We start from the raw sequence: 18,387 nt of genomic DNA, 5'->3' as shown, positions 1-18,387 counted from the left end.
ATGACCGGAAGGCCCCCGCCCTGCTCGCCCCGCCTGAGGCCAAGCCCGCCGCACGCTAATAGCCGCTCGAAATCCGACCATAGACCTCTTCCGTGAACGCCATGATGTGCGAACCCATGAAGGAGGCCGTCAACGCCGCAACCGCCAAGACCGCAAGGATCTTGGGAATGAAGGTCAGCGTCATTTCCTGGATCTGGGTCAGCGCCTGAAAGAGGGCCACGAGAATGCCCACAATCATGGCCGCCGCAACGGCCGGCCCGGCCGCGACCAACACCGTCCAAATGGCGGAGTTGACCAGATCGAGCGCGTCCGCCTCGTTCACGAGCCGCTCAGGGTCACGCCATCCTCGATGGCGACGGTCTTGCCACTGGTCAGCGTCGCGACGACACCGTCGCTGGTGATCTGAACCGACGCCACCGTTCCGGAAACCGAGCCATCCGCCGAAGTCAGCGTCTTGCCGATGGCCGACTCCGCCGACTGCAGCGCGGACGACGTCAGCATGGCATCGAGCTTGCTGTTCGTGGTGATCTGCTGTTCGACCTGGGAAAAGGACGCGAGCTGCGACAGATAGGCCGTGGAATCCATCGGATTCGTCGGGTCCTGGTTCTGAAGCTGCGCCACCAGGAGCTGCAGAAAGGTGTCATAGTCGATGGAAGTCGCCGACGCGGCCGACGAACTCGTGCTCTTCGTGCTGGTCGCAGCGGCGGCGCTCGTGGTGCTTGAAACAGAAGTCATTGCGGCATCCTTCCCACCGTGGACCGTGCCATATCAGGATTGCGCGAGGCCGCCCTCAGGCCACTTCGCACTGCTGCAGGGCGTTGCCCTCGATGATCGAATCTTCAAGGGGGAAGAGCTGCCGCAGCTGCCGCAGCGCATCAAAGCACCGATCCTCGGCGAGAGCCGACTTCACCTGCTCCAGCTGCACCAGCATCTCCTGGTTGGAGTAGGCACGCATCACCGCGGTCAGGTGCCCCGACGCCAGGCGCCGGGCCTCATCGGCACTGCTCGGATACATGAGCACCGACTGCACGATGAAGTAGAGCTGACGCAAAGGCGTGGTGGTGTTCTCCACCTGCATCACGTGACCCTCGAGCAGAAAGACAGCGTCATTCAGCAGCTCGAGCGTCACCTTGCGGTCGGCGCAGAACACCGCACCGTTGAGATAGATCTTCTCTCCGGCCTTCAGCGAGATACGCATCGCCTTCGTCATTTCAGGCCGTCCCGAATAGTGCGGTTCACATCGATCAGCAGCGCCACATCCCGGGTCGGATCACTCAGGATGCGATCCGCTTCCTGGATGATCCAAAGGCCGAGCGACGCCAGGTTCACGCGCAGGGTTTCCGGCAGCTCGTTCTGCGCGTCCGCGATGTCGGCGATGAAGAACCGCCACATCTTCTGCACCGTCAGCAGCGCCGTGCGCATTTCCGGGGTTCCAGGGCCCGCCGCCTGTGCCTGAACCAGAAGATCCATGGCCATGTCGAACGCCTGGCGTTCGCGCTCGCGCCCGGAGGTCCCAGCCTCGTCGAGAATTTCCGCATATGCGAATTTGTACATGGCACCCCTCTTACGTGGGATCAAGCGTAGTTGAGAAGCGACAACTGCATCAACGTCGCCGTCGTCGAGTAGGACATCTCAAGCTGTGTCGTCATATTATCCAGGCGTGTCTTGGCTTCGGCAGTATCAACCCCTTCAAGGTTTGAAATCTGCGTCTCAACCAGTGTGCTGGCACTACTCAGGACATCATTGGCCTTATTGATCCGGCTCTGCGTGACACCAAGGCTCGCGCTGACGGTCGTAATCTGCGAGATGGCGGCGCCCGCCACGGTGGTCGCCTTGTCCACCAGCACCGCCCTGGTCTCAGCCGAGAGATTGGCGGTCCCGAGCTTCGCCACCATCGTCAAGGCCATGGTCAGGTTGCGCACCCCGTCGATATTCGCCGTGGTGGTGATGTTCGCGCGTGCGTTGCTGCTGATCTGGCTGGTGAGCGGCTGATCGGAAGCGCTCGACCAGGTATTGCCCCATGAGGGGTCAGCAAACAGGTCCGCGAATGTTCCGTTCAGGAACGTTTCCATGTCGCTCGCCGAGATATTGCTCACCGCCGGATCGGTGGGGCTGACGCCAAAAGCCGCCGTGAAAGCCGCTGTGACCGCCGCCTCGGGCCCGTCCTCGTAGGCGGCCATCGGCTGCACGGAGCTGTTCGTGCCCGCGAAGAGGTAGCGCTGGCCATCCGAGGTATTCAGGTTGTCCGTCAGCGTCGCCAATGCCGTTTCCGCCTGCGTCACCAACGTCTTCGGGTCGGCACTGGAAGACTGAGCCGTGATGAGATCCTGAAGAAACTCATCGCCATCGGCAATCAGCTTCGCCATGACCGTCTGCGAGGTGCCGACGATGTTCGAGGCGAAATTATTGCTGAGCGTCTGCGAGGAAATGGCCGCCTTGGTCGAGTAGAGCGAAACGCTCTGCCCGGTCCGGAGTCCAAGGCTGAGCCCCACATCCGCATAGCGCCCGGTAGCAATCTCCGTGGTGGCCTTCGCCATCTCGTTCTGCAGGCGAGCAACGGACTTCAGCGCGCTGCTGGTCCAGGTCAAGGTGGAAACAAAGGAGCTCTTCATTGCCGTCACCCGATCACGCTGAACAGCTGGTCGTAGAGGTTGCTCACCACCCCGATCAGCTTGGAGGACGCCTGGTAGCTGCGCTCCAGCTCAAGCTGAAGGGCATATTCCTCATCGAGATTGACGCCCGTCGCCGAGGACAGGGCGGTGGAGGCCTGCGACAGGACCGCGGCCTGGGTGTCCAACTGCGAGGACACCGTTGAGCGCTGGCCCTCAAGCCAGCTCACGGAGCTGGTCGCAAACCCCATCAGGTTGGTGCCGTCGTGCAGCTGGGCCGTTGCGTCATAGGTCCGCGACTGGGCCAGGGTGTCCACCAGGCTGGTCAGGCGCGTGCCGTAGCTCGCCTCGGCCCCGGTGTTGTAGAGATAGGAGGTGCCGTTCATGCCACCGTCGCGCAGCGCGAAGGGCGTGCCCCCCTGCTCCGTATCGACGGCCGCGTTCACGGTGATCGACCCAGCGAGACCGGCCACCATGGAACCCGGCACAGAGGTGTCGCCGGCGCTGGCGGTGAACAGGCCCGCCATCGTCGGCCCGCCAAGGCCGCTCTGATCGGTCTCGGCAAAGGTGTCGATGAGACCGCGGGCAACCTCGTCGAGCTGCGCCTGATATGTGACGGCGACATCGTCCCGCAACGTCGTGAGACCCACGATCGTGCCCGATTTCAGAGCCATCGAGGTGCTGGCGCCGGGCCCCGCGACGGCCACACCGTCCACATAGACGGCATTGCCCGAGCTGGAAGCGTCGAGCATGCCCGATTCCGCAAAAGTAACGGAGCGGGCGGTCTTGTCGAACAGGGTAACGCCGCTGTCCGTATAGATGGCGATGTCATTGTTGTCGCGCGTGAGAGTGGAGATCCCCATCTCCTCCGCCAGCTGCGCGAGGATACTGTCCCGCTGGTCCAGGGCGTTCGTCACATCGGTCCCGAGCGCGGTGCCGCGCACCACGGCGTCGTTCGCATCCTGGAACTGCGACAGCAAGTCATTCACATTGCCGACCGAGGCAGCGATGGCCGAGTCGGCATCGGTGCGCACCTGCTGAACCGCGTCGCTGGCATCATTGAGCGACACAGCCAGATCCTGCGCAGCCGACACCGCCGCCGCCGCGAGCGCGGTGTCATCGGGCGCATTGGCGGCAGCCGTGAGAGCATTCGAGAAGGTGCCCAGCAGCGCGGCCGGAGAGGTTTCGCTCTCCGTGTCGCCGACGGTCTTCTGGAGGACGGTCAGCCCGTCATCCAATGCCTTCAGCTGCGCGCTCGACGAGGTGGACGACAGCATCTTGTCGAACAGCGCAGAATCCGACGCCCGCGTGATGGTGACGACCTTGGCGCCACCATCGGCCGACGTGGTGACCACGGCGATCTTTCTGGAAGCCGAAGCGCTGTCGGCCGAGCCAACGTTGCTTGCCGACACCGACAGCCGCGTGGACGTGGCCTGCAACGACGAGCGGGCAGTGTTGAAGGCAGCGGTCAAGCTCATAGCGATCCCCCAGCAGCTCGGCCGCTCAACGCTTGAGGTTCATCAGCACGTCGAGAAGCTCGGTGCCGGTCTGGAAGACCTTCGAGTTCGCGGTGTAGTCACGCTGCGCCACGATCATGGTGGTCAGCTCGCTCGCCGTGTCGACGGTGGAACCCTCGGTCGCGCCGGACACCATGGTGCCGAGGCCGGCCGATTCCGCGTAGCCGATCTGCAGCGGACCGGAGGAATTGTTGATCTGATAAGCGTTGCCCGACAGGGGGGTCAGGTTGTCCGGGCTGGTGACGTAGCCGAGCGGGATCTTGAAGATGGCGAACTGGTCACCATCGCCGTTCACCGCATAGACAGTGCCGTCGCCATCAATGGAAATATCCGACAGGACCGAGGCCGAGCTGCCGTTGATGTCCGTGGTCAGCGGGGTGTAGTCCATGTCCTTCTGCACCATGCCGGACAGGTCGAGGGTGACCGGCGTGGTGGTGGTCGCGTTCAGCGAATTCTGAACCGCCAGGGAGAAGGTGGCCGGGCTGGTGGTCAGAACACCCGAGCTGTCGAAGGTGAGCGTGTAGGTCGCCGGGTCCACGTCCCCGCTCGCGGTCACCGTCCAGGTCACGGCGCCGGTGGTGGCGTCCACCGCGGTCTTCTCCATGGTCAGGCTGACATTGCGCTGAGAGCCAAGGGCGTCATAGGCGGTGAGCGAGGTGGTCATCGTGTCGCCGATGGCCGCGCTGGTCGGCAGGTTCGCCGCGAAGGTGGCATCCGTCGAGGCCGCAGCGGTCACCGTCGCCTTGTCGATATTCACGGGCACGAGCTGGGTCGAGTCGACCGTGCCGTCTGCGGCCACGGCGTAACCCATGAGCGTGTAGCCGGCGCCATTCACCAGATTGTTAGTGGAGGCATCCTGCGTGAAATTGCCGGCGCGGGTCAGAACAGTCTGGCCGGAGGTGTCCGTCACCAGGAAGAAGCCGTTGCCCTGAATCGCTAGATCGGTCGTGCCCTTGCCGGTATAGTCGAGCTCGCCACGGGCCGAGATGTCATAGCTGATGGTGGTCTTCACCGAGCCCGACTGATAGTCGCCGCCGCTCCCGGTTTCAGACTGCAGCATCACCGAGGAGAAGTCGGCGCTGGCCGCCTTGTAGCCGATGGTGCCCGAATTGGCGATGTTGTCGCCCACCGTGCTGAGGAGGTTCGCCTGCGCGTTCATGCCCGACACGCTCGTGCGCATCATTCCGTAAAGGCTCATCTGGCTTGGCTCCCGAGGGCAATGGCCGCTCCATACGGCCCGTGGTTGATCAATTGAACCTAAAAGGCTTGTGCGAAGCTGCCGGCCATCAAGCCCGCAGCGCCGCCGCAAGGTCAGCGAAGGGATCGCGGCTCGGCGGCGATCCCGGATTCTGTCTCAGCGCGTCATAGATGCGCGGCACCGCGGCGATGGCCTGATCCAGATCGAGATCGCTCCCGGCCTGGTAGCCGCCCATGAGGCGCAGGTCCCGCGTGTCCTCGAACCGCGCGATCATGGCCTTCAGGCGCCGCACCAGCTCGCGCTCGCCCTCGTTCCACACCAGACCCGACAGTCGCGACACCGAGCGCAGCACGTTGATGGCTGGAAACCGGCCCTGGTCGGCGATGGCGCGATCGAGCACGATGTGCCCATCCAGTGTGCCGCGGATGGCGTCCGCCACCGGGTCGTTATGGTCGTCGCCGTCCACCAGCACCGAGAAGATGCCGGTGATGGATCCCTTGCCCTCCTCGCCTGGGCCGGCCCGCTCCAGCAACTTCGGCAAGGTGGAGAACACGCTCGGCGCGTAGCCCCGGGCGACCGCGGGCTCGCCGGCGGCCAGCGCCACGTCGCGCGCGGCATGGGCATAGCGCGTGACCGAATCGACGATCAGCAGCACACTCTCGCCTGCATCGCGGAAATGCTCCGCCACCGCGAGGGCGGCCTGCGGCGCCATGCGGCGCATCATGGGGCTCTCGTCGGAGGTCGAGACCACGACGACCGCCCGTGCGCGGTTGGGCGCAAGGGGCCCTTCCAGGAACTCGCGAACCTCGCGCCCACGCTCGCCCACCAGGGCCACGACCACGGTATCGAAGCCCGTGCACCCCGCCAGCATGGACAGCAGCGTGGACTTGCCCACGCCGGAGCCCGCGAAGATGCCCATGCGCTGCCCCTGGCACAGGGGAGTGAAGATATCCACGGCGCGCACGCCCGTGCGCAGAGGCTTTTCCACCCGCGCGCGGGCCATGGCGGCGGGCGGGTCGCGATCGAGGGGCATGGCCTTCAGGCCCCGCGGCAGCGGCCCCTCCCCGTCCAGCGGCTGGCCCAGGGCGTTGACGACACGCCCCTTCCACTGCTCGCTCGGATGAAGGACCAGCGGCCCGACGCGAAACGCCCTCTCGCCGAGCCCCACCTGCATCTGACTGTCGTAAGGCTTCACCACGGCGCAGGCGCCATCGATGCGCACCACCTCGCCGAGCCGCACGCCTGCATCGCCCTCGACGCCGACGCGCTCACCCAGACGCAGCACGTGGGACAGGCCGGACACATCGAAATGCGTCGGCGCCACCTCGCGCACCACGCCGCCCACTCGCAGTGGCGGATTCTCCTCCAGCCCCGCCTCCACGGCGGCGGCCAGGCGCTCAAGACCGTTCATCCCTCAACTCCGCGGTCTCTCACGCACCCCGGCGTACCGCCCTACGCCCGGGCGCCTTCGATTCAGCTCGACGGCCCCAGCTGCTTGATGGCGCTGGTCGTCAGATCCTCATTCTGCGAGACGGCGTTGGCCGCCTGCTCAAAAGCCCTCTGGAGGGTGATGAGACGCGTCATCTCCATCACCGGATCCACGTTGGACCCCTCCACATATCCCTGGAGCACCTTGTTGCGGTTGAAGGTCTGGATCAGGGCCGGGGCCCGGTCCGGCGTCATCACCGCACCGCTCTGGCGCGTCATCTGCGTGCCGTCGGCCATCACATAGATGCCGACCCGGCCAACGGTCTGCCCGCGCTGATAGACGGAGCCGTCGACACCCACGCGCACCGCGCCACCGTTGGGATCCACCATCAGCGGAGCGCCGCCGGCATCCAGCATCGGAGCGCCGTTCATGGTCTGCAGCGCCCCCTCGGAAGTCATCCGCAGGCGCCCGTCCCGCGTGTAGCCCACGCCCTGGTCGGTGCGCACCGCGAACCAGCCATCACCCTCAATGGCCAGATCCAGGGGATTGCTGGTCTGGGTGATGGCGCCGGGGCGCAGCGACGTGAAGGTTTCGCCTTCGGACACATAGGACGTCTTGTCCCCGATCGTGTCCGACAGCAGCTCGGAAAAACGTACCTGCTCCGCCCGGTACCCCGGCGTGTTCATGTTGGCGACGTTGTTGGCGACGGTCGCGAGCCGCTTGTCCGTTGCCATTTGAGCCGACAAGGCCACGTAGAGATTCGAAGACACGTCTGCTCCCGAGCTGTTCCGGACGTGGAGACGGGCAAAATGACGGGCAAGGCCGTTCGTGGTGCCACTATGCCGGATCGAGGCTTGCGCGAGCCTGCCGCCGGTGCCCCTGCCCGCTCACGGACCGGTGAGGCCGGCCTGGCGAGCCGGCTGCGAGATCAGCCTCGCGCAATCCTGCTCACCTAATTGAGGGTTGGGGACACCTCTACCCGGGAGGAAGGCGCCTTGGCGGTTATTATTGGAATCATTCTCGGCCTTGGCGCCACGTTCGGCGGCTTTGTCGCCATGGGCGGGCACCTGAGCGTGGTGTGGCAGCCGTTTGAATACGTCATCATCGGCGGCATTGCCTTTTCCACCTTCATCATCGCCAACCCCGTTCCGGTCATCAAGGACACGGGCACGGCGATCATTCAGGCCGCCACGGGAATGGCCCCCAAGCGCAAGGACTTCATCGCCCTCCTGAGCCTGCTCTACGCGTTGATGCGCGACATGCGGCAGAAGCCGCGCAACGAGGTCGAGGTCCATATAGACGATCCGCAGAATTCGCCGCTGTTCGGCCAGTTCCCCACCATCCTCAAGGACAAGGAACTGACCCAGTATATCTGCGACTATGCGCGCCTCATCCTCATCGGCAACGCCAAGTCCCACGAGATCGAAGGCTTGATGGAGCAGGAGATCTCCACCATCCGCAAGCACAAGACCAAGCCAGCCAGCGCCATGAGCACGGTGGCCGAGGCGCTGCCGGCGCTCGGCATCTGCGCGGCGGTACTCGGCATCGTGAAGGCGATGGGCGCCATCGACCAGTCGCCCGAGGTGCTGGGCCACTATATCGGCTCCGCCCTCATCGGCACCTTCCTCGGCATCTACTCTTCCTACGCGATCATCTCGCCGCTGGCCCACAAGATTAAGATCACCCGCGAGAAACAGTGCCAGCCCTTCATCATCGTCAAGCAGACGCTGATCGCCTTCATGAACGGCGCGCTTCCGCCTATCGCGCTGGAACACGGCCGCAAGACCATTTCCGCCGCCGAGCGCCCCACCATCGACGAGGTGGAGAGCGAGGCCATCAACAGCGCGCCCGTGGCCGGTGGCGCGCCCGCGCAGCAGGCGGCCTGATCCATGTCCTCCCATAAGCACCACGACATCCGCGACATGCTTCTGGATGCGGCCGGGCTCTCGCTCGACCGCCTGCCCATGCTGCACGTGATGTTCGACCGCATGGCCACGGCCTGCGCCGACGGGCTGCGCCAGTTCGCGGCCTCCCAGGCCTATTACTCGTTCCTGAGCATCGAGAACGGGCGCATCGGCGAGGTGCTGGAAGCCTATGAAGGCATGGCCATCGCCGGCATCTTCCGCGCCCCCTCCTGGGACAGCCAGCTCATCGTCGGCTTCGACCGCGACTTCATCTTCACCATGATCGAGGTGCTGTTCGGCTCCGACGGCTCCGAGCCGCCGGTGGAAGACGAGCGCAGCTTCACCAACATCGAGGGCCGGGTCGCCCAGCTTCTGTTCGAGCAGATGGCAAAGGCCCTTCGCGCCTCGTTCGCCCTGGTGAGCGACACCACCTTCCAGTTCGAGCGCCAGGAAACGCGCATGGACTTCGCGGTGATTGGCCGGCGCAACAACATGGCCGTTGTGGCCAAGTTCCTGCTCCAGGCCCTCAACCGCGGCGGCGAGATGTTCGTGCTCATCCCGCAGACGGCGCTCACCCCCCTGCGGCGCGCCCTCGCCCACACCACCATCACCGAAACCAACAACCGCGACCCCCAATGGGCGCAGAAGATCCGTCAGGAGATCAACCGCACCGAGGTCAAGCTGCGCGCCATCCTGGAAGAGCGCGAGGTCACCCTTGGGGAGGTTTCCGAATTCAAGGTGGGACAGGTCATCAAGCTGAATGCGACGCCGACGAGCCGGGTCAAGCTCGAAAGCGCCGCGCAACCCCTCTTCTGGTGCCGCCTCGGCCAATCGGACGGCGCCTATGTCGTGCGCGTCGAGGAACAGATCAGCCAGAACCAGGACTTCATCGATGATATCCTCCCCCGTTGATATTCTCCTGCTCGTCGCCCTGCTGGCCACCACCGTCAGCGTGGTGGTGCTCTACCGGCGCCTGGCCCGCCTCGACCGGCTGAACGCGGACTATGGCCGGGCGTTGGAGGATGCCGCGAACGCCCTGACGGCGGCGCGCGATTCCCTGCAGACCTTCAGCGCCGACGGGCGCGAGGTGCTCACCCAGCTCTCGAGCCGCATCGACGATGCCCACGGCGTGATCGCCGAGCTCGACGCGCGCACCGGAACGCCCAGTTCCAAGATGAAGCAGCACTGATATCTTTCCTTCTTCTGCTCCAGAGGATGTCATGGCCGACACCGACGACGACAGCACCGCCCTCGACGAAGCTCTGCTCTCCGGCAGCAAGAGCGCCGAACCGGAAGAAACCCTGGGCAACGGGCCCGGCCTTGACGCGGTCAAGCGCATTCCCGTGCAGCTCCAGGTGGTTCTGGGTTCCGCCACCATGCCGGTTTCGAGCCTGCTGAAGCTCGGCCGCGGCGCCGTTGTGCCGCTCGACCACCGGGTGGGCGAGCCGGTGGACGTGGTCGTGAACGGGCGCGTCATCGCCCGCGGCGAGGTGATGGTGGTCGAGGACGACAGCTCTCGCTTTGGCGTGTCGCTGACGGAGATCGTCGGCCCGGGCGGCAACGACGAAGCCTGACGGAGATTAGCCGATGGCGACGCCGACCCAGGGCAAGTCCCGTCCCCTGCACGGAACCGACAAGGTTGCGGCGGTGCTCATGACCATGGGCCCGCCCACGGCGAACCGTCTGCTGAAGCATTTCGATCCGGATGAGATCAAGCTCATCACGCGGTCGATGTCCCAGCTGAAGTCCATCACCCCGACGCAGATCGAATCCATCGTCGAGGACTTCGCCAGTCAGTTCGCGTCCGGCGCCAGCCTCATGGGCACCGCATCGGACGTGGAGCGGCTGCTCACCGGCGTGCTGCCGCCGGAGCAGATCGCCGACATCATGGCCGAGCTGCTCGGCACGGCGAACCACTCCATCTGGGAGCGCATCTCCACGGTGTCGGAAAGCGTGCTCGCCTCCTACATCGCCAAGGAGCACCCGCAAACCGCGGCGCTGATGCTCTCGAAGGTGCGCCCGGCCTGCGCCGCCAAGGTGATGAGCTTCATTCCGGAGGAGCGCCGCAACGGCATCCTGCGGCGGATGCTCACGTTCAAGCCCATCGTCGATGCCACCATGCAGGTGATCGAAAAGACGGTCTACGAGGACTTCATGATGAATTTCTCGCGGAATGCCGGCGCCGATCCCCATGCCCGCATGGCCGACATCATCAACAAGATGGACCGCGACGACATGGAGACGGTGCTCTCCAGCCTGGCCTCCACGCGGCCGAAGTCCGCCGAAATCCTGCGTGGCCTGCTCTTCACCTTCGACGACATCGTGAAGCTCACGCCCCGCGCCCGCACCTCGCTGTTCGACCAGGTGCCGACCGACAAGCTGGTGCTGGCCCTGAAGGGCACCGACCACGACTTCCGCGAGATGATCCTGCAATCCCTCGGCGCCCGTATCCGCCGCATGGTGGAGCAGGAAATGGCCACCGGCGAGCCGGTGCCCGCCCGCGAGGTCGCCGAGGCCCGGCGCTCGATCACCGATCTTGCCCTCGATATGGCCGGACGCGGTGAGATCGAGCTCAACAGCGACAGTGATGAGGATTCCTATGTGCGCTAGGGCTCCTGGGGGCCGCAGGCCGCCCCATCGCGCATCTAGACCGCGCGATCTGTGACCATTCAGCCGCTGGCGCACACCCCCGGGAGCTGCGCCAACTGCTTTCAAACGTGTTCGGGCGGTGGGCGTATTCGACCGCTGGAAAAATGGTTCGGCATCATGAGCCGCTAAAGGATCCTCCCGCGCGCCGCGGAGTTATCCCGAACGGCTGGCATGAACCACCGCCGCTCCGCGCGAACCCGCACGGGGCATCGCCCGACGGGCTTGGGGAGACGAGACGCGACGACGCGCTGACGGGGTTGGGGGGTTATGGCTGAGGATCAGGACAAAGAGAGTAAAACCGAGGAAGCATCGGAGAAGAAGATCTCCGACGCCCTCGAGAAGGGCAATGTGCCGTTCTCGCGGGAGGCGACGCTGTTTGCCTCGCTCCTCGGGATTCTCGCCTGCCTCGCTTTTTTTGTGGCCGCCCCCGCGCGCTTGCTCACCGATGATCTGGCGCGGCTGATCGACGATCCGTCCGGCTTCAGCCTCGAGCGCGGCAGCGACGCCATCGAGCTGCTGTGGAGCACCATGCTGGTGGCCGGGCGTTTCCTGACGCCAATGATCATCATCCTGGCCATCGCAGGCATCGTCGCCTCGGTGTTCCAGAACGTGCCCTCCCTGGTGCTCGAACGGATCACGCCGAAATGGGAGCGGGTCTCGCCGAGCTCCGGCTTCAAGCGCCTCATGGGCGTTCAGGGGCAGATCGAATTCGGCAAGTCGTTGTTCAAGCTGTTCGCGGTGGGGCTGGTGGCGGGGCTGGTGCTCTATTGGGAAGAGCACAAGGTGGTCGACGCCATGCTCACCGACCCGCTGCTGCTGCCCGCGGCGGTGCTGGAGCTGGCGATGCGCCTGGTGTCGGCGGTGTGTGTGGCGACCATCGTCCTGGTGGGGGCGGACCTCGTGTGGTCGCGCCTGCACTGGAAGACCGAGCTGCGGATGACGCGCCAGGAGGTGAAGGACGAGTTCAAGCAGGCCGAAGGCGACCCCTTCGTCAAGGCGCGCATGCGGTCACTGGCCCGGCAGCGCGCCCGGCAGCGCATGATGAATGCCGTGCCCAAGGCCACCGTCGTCATCGCCAATCCCACCCATTACGCCATCGCCTTGAAATACGACCGCGACCTGGGGGGCGCGCCGCTGGTGGTGGCGAAGGGGCTTGATCTCGTGGCCCTCAAGATTCGCGAGATCGCCGAGCAGAACGCCATTCCCGTCGTAGAAGACCGGGCACTGGCCCGCGCCTTGTACGACGTCGTTGAAGTCGATCAATGGATTCCACGTGAGTTCTACCGACCGGTAGCTCAGGTTCTTCACTTCATTTATTCGAAGCGCTCCCATGGTTCCAAATAGCTGGCAACAACTTCTCGCCATGAAAACGCGATCTCAGCTGGAGACGCAGGCGTTCGAAACCATGCTCGCCATGGCTCTTCGTGAGTTCGTGGCTGAGCTTTTTTTCACCGATGCGGGGCTACTGATCGGCTATATCAATGCCGGCCAGGCCAACAACATCGAGGACATCGTCGCCTCGTCGGCGGAGCGCTCCCTGAAGCCGGGCTCGCTGCGCTATGGCCGCCACGCCATGACCCATTCGGACTGGGGCCAGCCGCCCACGGTGAGCATGGACCTTGAGTTTCACCATCACAGTCTCGCGATCTATTTCAAGCTGGTGTTCGACGCGACGTCCGTAGGCGTGGCCATCGACAGCATTGATTTTCGTGTGCCCTGCAGCGGTCACGACGAGGGTATCGAGTTGCTGCGCGCTGCGCTTGCGGACTCCCGCATGCCCGCATAGGTGGCTTCGGCCATCAGCCTCGGGCAAGCCTCGACCGGTAGAAGATCAAGATGAACTCGCGGTCCCTGTCTGAAAGACAAAAGGTTCGCGGAGCTTATCAACGTAGATCGGACCGGGAGTCGTTCCGCGGAGATCGCCATGCAGCCACTGTATTTGTTCGGCCTTGCATCCCGCCATTCGCAATGGGCGACCGTGCGCCAAGCCGCCATCACCGGCAACATCGCCAATGCCAACACCCCCGGCTACAAAGCCGTGGACACGGCGTCCTTCGAAGCTGTGCTCGGCCAGACGCAGCTGACGATGGCCCGCACCTCAGAAACGCACATCAGCACCCCGGCCGCGGAAGCGCAGACGCGCACCCGTGACGCCAAGGACGCCTGGGGCATCAACAATTCCGGCAACAGCGTGAGCATTGAGCAGGAAATGCTGAAGGCGAACGAGGTCAACACCTCCTTCACCCTCGACACCACCATCGTCCGTTCCTTCAACCGCATGATTCTGGCGGGCCTGAAATGAACCCGATCGATCCCCTCAAGGCCGCGACCCGCATCGCCAGCACCGGGCTCGAAGCCCAGTCGACCCGCATGCGGATCGTTGCGGAAAACCTCGCCAACGCGAACTCCACCGGCTCGACACCGGGGGCGGAGCCCTATGCGCGCAAAACGGTCCAGTTCTCCTCGGAGCTCGACCGGGCGATGGGCATCTCGCAGGTGAAGGTCAAGAATATCGGCATCGATGATGCGCCCTACCGCACCGAATACGACCCCGGCAATCCGGCCGCGGACGACAAGGGCCGGGTGCTGGTGCCGAACGTCAATCCGCTGGTGGAAATGGCCGACATGCGCGAGGCCAGCCGCAGCTATGAAGCCAATCTGCAGATGATCAAGCAAGCGCGGTCCATGGTCGCCATGACCATCGACCTGCTGAGGACGTCGTCATGATCAATTCCATCGGCCTCACCTCATCGAGCACTTCGGCGTCCGGCCTCTCGCTCACCCGCAGCACGCGGACCGAGACCTCGTCGACCACCCCCACCCAGGGTGCGCAGAGCGTCGATTCCACCGACTTCTCGAGCATGCTGGCGCGCATGTCGTCCGACGCAGTCGACACGCTGAAGACGGCCGAGTCCGCCTCCATCTCCGGCATCAACGGCCGCGCCTCCGTGCAGCAGGTCGTGGAAGCCGTGATGAATGCGGAGCAGACGCTGCAGACCGCCATTTCGGTGCGCGACAAGGTTGTCGCCGCGTACCAAGAAATCAGCCGGATGACCATCTGACGTCTCGAGGGAGCCATCATGAGAGCGCTTGCAATCGCCGCTACCGGCATGTCGGCCCAGCAGACGAACGTCGAGGTGATCGCGAACAACATCGCGAATATCAGCACCACCGGCTTCAAGCGGGCTCGCGCCGAATTCACCGACCTGCTCTACCAGGCCGAACGTGCCCGTGGCGTGCCGAACCAGGACGGTGCCGAGCCGGTGCCGGAAGGCGCGCTGATCGGCCTCGGCGTCCGCACTATCGGCATTCGCAACCTGCACATGCAGGGTGAGCTGAGCCAGACCTCCAATCCGCTGGACGTCGCCATCAACGGCCACGGCTGGTTCGAGGTCACGAGCCCCAATGGCGACACGCTCTACACCCGCGCCGGCAGCTTCAACCGCAGTTCCACGGGCCAGCTCGTGACGGCAGACGGCTACACCGTCAACCCGGCCATCACGCTGCCCACCGATGCAAGCGCCATCGTCATCAACGAGTCGGGCCAAGTCTATGCCCAGCTCTCGAACCAGACCGCGCCGCAGCTGCTCGGCCAGCTCCAGCTCGCCACCTTCGCCAATGATTCCGGCCTCGAGCCGCTGGGCGACAACCTCTATCGCGAGACGCCCGCCTCCGGCCAGCCGGTGGAAGGCGTGGCTGGCGATGTCGGCTTTGGCGCCGTCATCCAGGGCTACCTGGAAAGCTCGAACGTGGATCCGGTGAAGGAGATCACCAACCTCATCCAGGCCCAGCGCGCCTACGAGATGAACTCCAAGGTGATCCAGGCCGCCGACGACATGTCCGGCGTCGTCTCCAAGGGCATCCGCTGATGCAGACGCGCGCTCTTCTCCCGGCCTGTCTCGGGCTCGCACTGGTGCTCGTCCTGGGCGGCGCGGCCGTCCGGGCGCAGAGCATCTCCGCGCTCGCCGCGCAGGCCGAAGCGGAGCGCGCAAGCAAGGAAGCTGCGCCGGCGGCGGCACCTGCCGCCGCCCCCAATGGCAATGTTGACGCAGCTGCGACCCTGGATCTCAAGCTCCCGGTTCCCAACGTCACCCTTTATCCCGGCGACGCCCTCACCTCCGCGGTGCTGACGGACCGCGCCGCCCCACGCAACGTGATCGAGAGCGGCATGTACGCTCCACGCGCCGAGGCCCTGGCCGGCAAGGTGGCGCGCCGCGTGCTGCCGGCTGGCGTGCCGATCCCCATGAGCGCCGTCACCGACGCGATCATGGTCACCAAGGGGGTGACCGCCCGCGTGGTGCTGAGGGAAGGTGGGCTGCAGATCTCGGGCTACGCCGTCCCGCTCGAATCCGGCTCCGCCGGATCGATCGTTCGTCTCAAGAATTTGGATAGCGGCCAGATCATCGTGGGCGAAGTTCAGGCCGACGGTTCCGTCAGGATCAAGATGAGATGACCGGACTTTTCCGCCTCGCGTTTCTCATCCTCGCCGGCCTGTGCGGGCTCGGCAGCCTGCCCGCCGCGGCGATGACGCGCATCAAGGACATTTCCTCGGTCCAGGGCGTGCGCGACAACCTGCTGGTTGGCTACGGCCTGGTGATTGGCCTGCAGGGCACGGGCGACACGCTGCGCAACTCGCCCTTCACCGAGCAGGCCATGCAATCCATGCTCGACCGCATGGGCATCAATGTGCAGGGCATCGCGCTGCGCGCCAAGAATGTGGCGGCGGTTGCCGTCACCGCGAATCTGCCGGCTTTCGCCGCCATCGGCACCCGCATCGACGTCACGATCGCGTCCCTCGGCGATGCCACCTCCCTGCGCGGCGGCACCCTGCTGGTGACCCCGCTGAACGGCGCCGACGGTATCGTCTATGCGGTGGCACAGGGCCAGCTGGTGTCCGGCATCCAGATCACCGGGCAGGCCGAAACGCTGAGCCAGGGCGTGCCCACCGCGGGTCGCATCGCCAACGGCGCGCTGGTGGAAAAGCAGGTGCCCGGGCGCCTCAGCGAGCTGCCGGAATTCTATCTCGACCTGACCAATCCCGACTTCCGCACCGCGACCGCCATCGCCGACGTGATCAATGCCTATACCCAGGCCCGCTACGGCAAGCGCCTCGCCCGCGAGGTGGACCTGCGCACCGTGGTGGTGGACCGCCCCTCCAAGGTCAATCCGGCGCGCTTCCTGGCCGAGATCGGCGATCTGCAGGTGGAGCCGGACACGCCGGCGCGCGTGGTGGTGGACCAGCGCACCGGCACGGTGGTGATCGGGCGCAATGTGCAGATTTCCACCTTCGCTGTCACCCAGGGCAACCTCACCGTGCAGGTGACGGAAACGCCCGAGGTGTCACAGCCCATGCCGTACAGCTTCGGCGAGACGGTGGTGGTGCCGCGGACCGACATCGCGGCGGAGGAGAGCGGCGGGCCCATCGGCATCGTGCGCGGCACCTCTCTCCAGTCCCTGGTCAACGGGCTGAATCGGTTCGGGCTCAAGCCCACGGACATCATCTCGATTCTGCAGGCCGTGAAGACGTCCGGCGCGCTGCAGGCGGAGCTTGTGTTCCAATAGATGAGGATGACGTGCCGGGCGCTGCGCGCGGTCACGTCATCTTATCTGCCTTGCAGCGGGGCGACGCGCCCAAAGGTCAGCGTCACGCAAGACAGTCTTCCTAAAACGAGTCATCCGTCGCTCACCCTTTGCGGAAGAAGCGGCGCTCTCAGCACGGAGGGAGTGCATGATGAACCTCACGCTGCCCACCCTGTTCACGGGCGTGATGCCTCGCCGCACCGGCGACGCCGTGGACCGGCGCGCGGCGCGGGTCGCCAAACGGGGCGCGCCGCTGCTCGCCCTGGTCGTCCTCTTCGGCGCCATCGGGGCTGACCGCGCATACGCCCAGAGCGCCCCGGCCCAGGGGTCTGCGGCGGCCCAGCCCGCCCAGCCCCCGGCCGCGCAATCCGGTGCGCGAGATGCCGAGGCGGCCCAGTATTGCCGTGGCATCGCCGACGCCGCAGCCGACGCCCGCTTCGCGCGCCAGAAGGAAGCGCTGGCGGCGATGGAAAAGGAAATCGAAGCGCGCATTGCGCAGCTCGAAGCCAAGCGCGCCGAATATCAGGACTGGCTGCAACGCCGTGAGGCTTTCCTCAAGAAGGCCGATGAAGCTCTGGTGGCCGTCATCTCCCAGATGCGCCCCGACGCTGCCGCCGCCCAGATGGCGGCGATGAACGAAGATATGGCCGCCGCCCTGCTGTCCAAGCTGAACCCCCGGGTTGCGAGCGCCATCTTGAATGAGTTCGAGCCCGCGCGCGCTGCGCGCCTCACCTCCACCCTGGTCGGCCTTTCGCGCCGCGCTCAGGAAGGGCGGCCTGGATGATACGCGTTGCCTTGACCTTCGGTGCCGCACTGCTCTTGGCCGGCTGCCAAACCGACCATGACAACCTTCTCACCGGCCCGACCCTGAGCCCTCTCGGCTCGGGCCTCGAGACCAATCGTGAGCCGGTTCCGGTGACCTTCCAGCAGCAGCCGGTGCGCAGCTTCCGCTCCACCTGGGACCAGAACCGCTCGGGCAGCCTCTATCGCGACCTGCGCGCCTCCAAGGTGGGCGACGTCATCCGCGTGTCCATCGCCCTCGACGACAAGGCGCAGTTCGACAATGCGACGGACCGCTCGCGCAAGTCGAAGAGCGACCTCGACTTCGACACCGGGCTCAACCTGTCCGGCTTCGGCCGCGGCGCCAATGCGGGCGCGGCGTCGGGCAACTTCACCGTCAACTCGGATACCGAGACCAACGGCAAGGGCACGATCGACCGCTCTGAAAAGCTGCGCCTGAGCATCGCCGCCGTGGTCACGGAAGTGCTGCCGGACGGCAACCTGATCATCAGCGGGTCGCAGGAAATCAAGGTGAATTACGAGGTTCGCGTGCTGAACATCGCGGGCATCGTCAATCCGCTCGACATCTCCTCTGGCAACGTCATCCCCTATGACAAGATTGCCGAGGCGCGCATCTCCTATGGCGGACGTGGCCGGCAGATGGACATGCAGCAGCCGGCCTGGGGCCAGCGCATCTACGACGTCGCCGCGCCCTGGTAAG

The 18,387-nt window shown here is 65.3% G+C and carries 24 protein-coding genes; 15 read left to right on the top strand and 9 right to left on the bottom strand.

Annotated features, from left to right (window positions below; genetic code table 11):
• Nucleotides 1-55 precede the first annotated feature (55 nt).
• The 9 genes from fliQ to flgF form a co-directional block, all read right to left on the bottom strand.
• Nucleotides 56-322: a flagellar biosynthesis protein FliQ gene (fliQ, locus tag V5F26_RS11230; RefSeq protein WP_234053986.1), complete on the bottom strand. Its 267-nt coding sequence runs from the start codon at nucleotides 320-322 to the stop codon at nucleotides 56-58.
• A complete protein-coding gene (gene flgD, locus V5F26_RS11225; RefSeq protein WP_234053985.1) occupies nucleotides 319-735 on the bottom strand; it encodes a flagellar hook assembly protein FlgD in 417 nt (138 codons plus the stop codon). The genes fliQ and flgD overlap by 4 nt, the downstream gene beginning before the upstream one ends.
• Before the next feature lie 55 nt (nucleotides 736-790).
• Nucleotides 791-1,210, bottom strand: a complete 420-nt coding sequence (gene flbT / locus V5F26_RS11220; RefSeq protein WP_234053984.1) for a flagellar biosynthesis repressor FlbT — start codon at nucleotides 1,208-1,210, stop codon at nucleotides 791-793.
• The gene (gene flaF / locus V5F26_RS11215) at nucleotides 1,207-1,554 is read right to left on the bottom strand and encodes a flagellar biosynthesis regulator FlaF (RefSeq protein WP_394057632.1); all 348 of its coding nucleotides are present in this window, start codon (nucleotides 1,552-1,554) and stop codon (nucleotides 1,207-1,209) included. Before flaF ends, flbT begins: the two co-directional genes overlap by 4 nt.
• 20 nt (nucleotides 1,555-1,574) lie before the next feature.
• Entirely contained in the window at nucleotides 1,575-2,612 is a 1,038-nt protein-coding gene (locus V5F26_RS11210) for a flagellar hook-associated family protein (RefSeq protein ID WP_234053982.1), read from the bottom strand.
• Between the two features lie 5 nt (nucleotides 2,613-2,617).
• Entirely contained in the window at nucleotides 2,618-4,087 is a 1,470-nt protein-coding gene (gene flgK, locus V5F26_RS11205) for a flagellar hook-associated protein FlgK (RefSeq protein ID WP_394057630.1), read from the bottom strand.
• A gap of 25 nt (nucleotides 4,088-4,112) precedes the next feature.
• On the bottom strand, nucleotides 4,113-5,324 hold the full coding sequence (locus V5F26_RS11200) for a flagellar hook protein FlgE (RefSeq protein WP_234053980.1): 1,212 nt from the start codon (nucleotides 5,322-5,324) through the stop codon (nucleotides 4,113-4,115).
• Nucleotides 5,325-5,412: 88 nt separating this feature from the next.
• Entirely contained in the window at nucleotides 5,413-6,735 is a 1,323-nt protein-coding gene (gene fliI, locus V5F26_RS11195; protein WP_394945948.1) for a flagellar protein export ATPase FliI, read from the bottom strand.
• A 62-nt stretch (nucleotides 6,736-6,797) separates the two neighbouring features.
• The gene (gene flgF / locus V5F26_RS11190; protein ID WP_234053978.1) at nucleotides 6,798-7,523 is read right to left on the bottom strand and encodes a flagellar basal-body rod protein FlgF; all 726 of its coding nucleotides are present in this window, start codon (nucleotides 7,521-7,523) and stop codon (nucleotides 6,798-6,800) included.
• Between the two features lie 225 nt (nucleotides 7,524-7,748).
• On the opposite strand from flgF, the gene motA reads away from it, so the two are divergent.
• The 15 genes from motA (at nucleotide 7,749) to V5F26_RS11115 (ending at nucleotide 18,386) form a co-directional block, all read left to right on the top strand.
• Nucleotides 7,749-8,639: a flagellar motor stator protein MotA gene (gene motA / locus V5F26_RS11185; RefSeq protein WP_394057625.1), complete on the top strand. Its 891-nt coding sequence runs from the start codon at nucleotides 7,749-7,751 to the stop codon at nucleotides 8,637-8,639.
• A 3-nt stretch (nucleotides 8,640-8,642) separates the two neighbouring features.
• On the top strand, nucleotides 8,643-9,569 hold the full coding sequence (locus V5F26_RS11180) for a flagellar motor switch protein FliM (RefSeq protein ID WP_234053973.1): 927 nt from the start codon (nucleotides 8,643-8,645) through the stop codon (nucleotides 9,567-9,569).
• Nucleotides 9,550-9,846 (top strand): hypothetical protein, encoded by a 297-nt coding sequence (locus tag V5F26_RS11175; RefSeq protein WP_394945946.1) that lies wholly within the window; start codon nucleotides 9,550-9,552, stop codon nucleotides 9,844-9,846. The genes V5F26_RS11180 and V5F26_RS11175 overlap by 20 nt, the downstream gene beginning before the upstream one ends.
• A 31-nt stretch (nucleotides 9,847-9,877) precedes the next feature.
• Nucleotides 9,878-10,231, top strand: a complete 354-nt coding sequence (gene fliN, locus V5F26_RS11170) for a flagellar motor switch protein FliN (protein ID WP_234053971.1) — start codon at nucleotides 9,878-9,880, stop codon at nucleotides 10,229-10,231.
• Between the two features lie 13 nt (nucleotides 10,232-10,244).
• Nucleotides 10,245-11,267 carry a flagellar motor switch protein FliG gene (locus V5F26_RS11165; RefSeq protein WP_234053970.1) on the top strand — a complete coding sequence of 341 codons (1,023 nt, stop codon included), beginning with the start codon at nucleotides 10,245-10,247 and terminating at the stop codon, nucleotides 11,265-11,267.
• A 306-nt stretch (nucleotides 11,268-11,573) separates the two neighbouring features.
• Complete coding sequence (gene flhB, locus V5F26_RS11160; RefSeq protein WP_234053969.1) at nucleotides 11,574-12,650, top strand: flagellar biosynthesis protein FlhB; 1,077 nt, start codon at nucleotides 11,574-11,576, stop codon at nucleotides 12,648-12,650.
• A gap of 19 nt (nucleotides 12,651-12,669) precedes the next feature.
• Complete coding sequence (locus tag V5F26_RS11155; protein WP_394057621.1) at nucleotides 12,670-13,092, top strand: BspJ family T4SS effector nucleomodulin; 423 nt, start codon at nucleotides 12,670-12,672, stop codon at nucleotides 13,090-13,092.
• 138 nt (nucleotides 13,093-13,230) lie between these two features.
• Complete coding sequence (flgB, locus tag V5F26_RS11150) at nucleotides 13,231-13,608, top strand: flagellar basal body rod protein FlgB (protein WP_234053967.1); 378 nt, start codon at nucleotides 13,231-13,233, stop codon at nucleotides 13,606-13,608.
• Between the two features lie 5 nt (nucleotides 13,609-13,613).
• Nucleotides 13,614-14,033, top strand: coding sequence for a flagellar basal body rod protein FlgC (gene flgC / locus V5F26_RS11145; RefSeq protein WP_394057652.1), 420 nt, complete (start codon nucleotides 13,614-13,616; stop codon nucleotides 14,031-14,033).
• On the top strand, nucleotides 14,030-14,368 hold the full coding sequence (gene fliE / locus V5F26_RS11140; RefSeq protein ID WP_234053965.1) for a flagellar hook-basal body complex protein FliE: 339 nt from the start codon (nucleotides 14,030-14,032) through the stop codon (nucleotides 14,366-14,368). The genes flgC and fliE overlap by 4 nt, the downstream gene beginning before the upstream one ends.
• Before the next feature lie 18 nt (nucleotides 14,369-14,386).
• Nucleotides 14,387-15,175, top strand: coding sequence for a flagellar basal-body rod protein FlgG (flgG, locus tag V5F26_RS11135; RefSeq protein WP_234053962.1), 789 nt, complete (start codon nucleotides 14,387-14,389; stop codon nucleotides 15,173-15,175).
• A complete protein-coding gene (gene flgA / locus V5F26_RS11130; protein ID WP_394945945.1) occupies nucleotides 15,175-15,759 on the top strand; it encodes a flagellar basal body P-ring formation chaperone FlgA in 585 nt (194 codons plus the stop codon). The genes flgG and flgA overlap by 1 nt, the downstream gene beginning before the upstream one ends.
• On the top strand, nucleotides 15,756-16,868 hold the full coding sequence (flgI, locus tag V5F26_RS11125) for a flagellar basal body P-ring protein FlgI (RefSeq protein WP_394057616.1): 1,113 nt from the start codon (nucleotides 15,756-15,758) through the stop codon (nucleotides 16,866-16,868). Before flgA ends, flgI begins: the two co-directional genes overlap by 4 nt.
• Nucleotides 16,869-17,097: 229 nt before the next feature.
• On the top strand, nucleotides 17,098-17,670 hold the full coding sequence (locus V5F26_RS11120) for a MotE family protein (protein WP_394945943.1): 573 nt from the start codon (nucleotides 17,098-17,100) through the stop codon (nucleotides 17,668-17,670).
• A complete protein-coding gene (locus V5F26_RS11115; protein WP_234053956.1) occupies nucleotides 17,667-18,386 on the top strand; it encodes a flagellar basal body L-ring protein FlgH in 720 nt (239 codons plus the stop codon). Before V5F26_RS11120 ends, V5F26_RS11115 begins: the two co-directional genes overlap by 4 nt.
• The last annotated feature ends 1 nt before the right edge of the window (nucleotide 18,387 follow it).

This window comes from Xanthobacter variabilis (assembly GCF_043831965.2).
GTDB lineage: Bacteria > Pseudomonadota > Alphaproteobacteria > Rhizobiales > Xanthobacteraceae > Xanthobacter.
The sequence above is the reverse complement of the archived record's forward strand: the minus strand, read 5'-3'. Positions and strand labels throughout refer to the sequence as shown.

Coding starts and splice junctions, on each gene's coding strand:
- V5F26_RS11175 (WP_394945946.1), top strand. CDS start 9,550: ATGATATCCTCCCCCGTTGATATTCTCCTGCTCGTCGCCCTGCTGGCC.
- V5F26_RS11210 (WP_234053982.1), bottom strand. CDS start 2,612: ATGAAGAGCTCCTTTGTTTCCACCTTGACCTGGACCAGCAGCGCGCTG.
- flhB (WP_234053969.1), top strand. CDS start 11,574: ATGGCTGAGGATCAGGACAAAGAGAGTAAAACCGAGGAAGCATCGGAG.
- V5F26_RS11165 (WP_234053970.1), top strand. CDS start 10,245: ATGGCGACGCCGACCCAGGGCAAGTCCCGTCCCCTGCACGGAACCGAC.
- V5F26_RS11115 (WP_234053956.1), top strand. CDS start 17,667: ATGATACGCGTTGCCTTGACCTTCGGTGCCGCACTGCTCTTGGCCGGC.
- flgG (WP_234053962.1), top strand. CDS start 14,387: ATGAGAGCGCTTGCAATCGCCGCTACCGGCATGTCGGCCCAGCAGACG.
- fliE (WP_234053965.1), top strand. CDS start 14,030: ATGATCAATTCCATCGGCCTCACCTCATCGAGCACTTCGGCGTCCGGC.
- V5F26_RS11200 (WP_234053980.1), bottom strand. CDS start 5,324: ATGAGCCTTTACGGAATGATGCGCACGAGCGTGTCGGGCATGAACGCG.
- flgB (WP_234053967.1), top strand. CDS start 13,231: ATGCAGCCACTGTATTTGTTCGGCCTTGCATCCCGCCATTCGCAATGG.
- fliI (WP_394945948.1), bottom strand. CDS start 6,735: ATGAACGGTCTTGAGCGCCTGGCCGCCGCCGTGGAGGCGGGGCTGGAG.
- flbT (WP_234053984.1), bottom strand. CDS start 1,210: ATGACGAAGGCGATGCGTATCTCGCTGAAGGCCGGAGAGAAGATCTAT.
- flgI (WP_394057616.1), top strand. CDS start 15,756: ATGACCGGACTTTTCCGCCTCGCGTTTCTCATCCTCGCCGGCCTGTGC.
- flgA (WP_394945945.1), top strand. CDS start 15,175: ATGCAGACGCGCGCTCTTCTCCCGGCCTGTCTCGGGCTCGCACTGGTG.
- flgK (WP_394057630.1), bottom strand. CDS start 4,087: ATGAGCTTGACCGCTGCCTTCAACACTGCCCGCTCGTCGTTGCAGGCC.
- fliN (WP_234053971.1), top strand. CDS start 9,878: ATGGCCGACACCGACGACGACAGCACCGCCCTCGACGAAGCTCTGCTC.
- V5F26_RS11155 (WP_394057621.1), top strand. CDS start 12,670: ATGAAAACGCGATCTCAGCTGGAGACGCAGGCGTTCGAAACCATGCTC.
- flaF (WP_394057632.1), bottom strand. CDS start 1,554: ATGTACAAATTCGCATATGCGGAAATTCTCGACGAGGCTGGGACCTCC.
- V5F26_RS11180 (WP_234053973.1), top strand. CDS start 8,643: ATGTCCTCCCATAAGCACCACGACATCCGCGACATGCTTCTGGATGCG.
- flgD (WP_234053985.1), bottom strand. CDS start 735: ATGACTTCTGTTTCAAGCACCACGAGCGCCGCCGCTGCGACCAGCACG.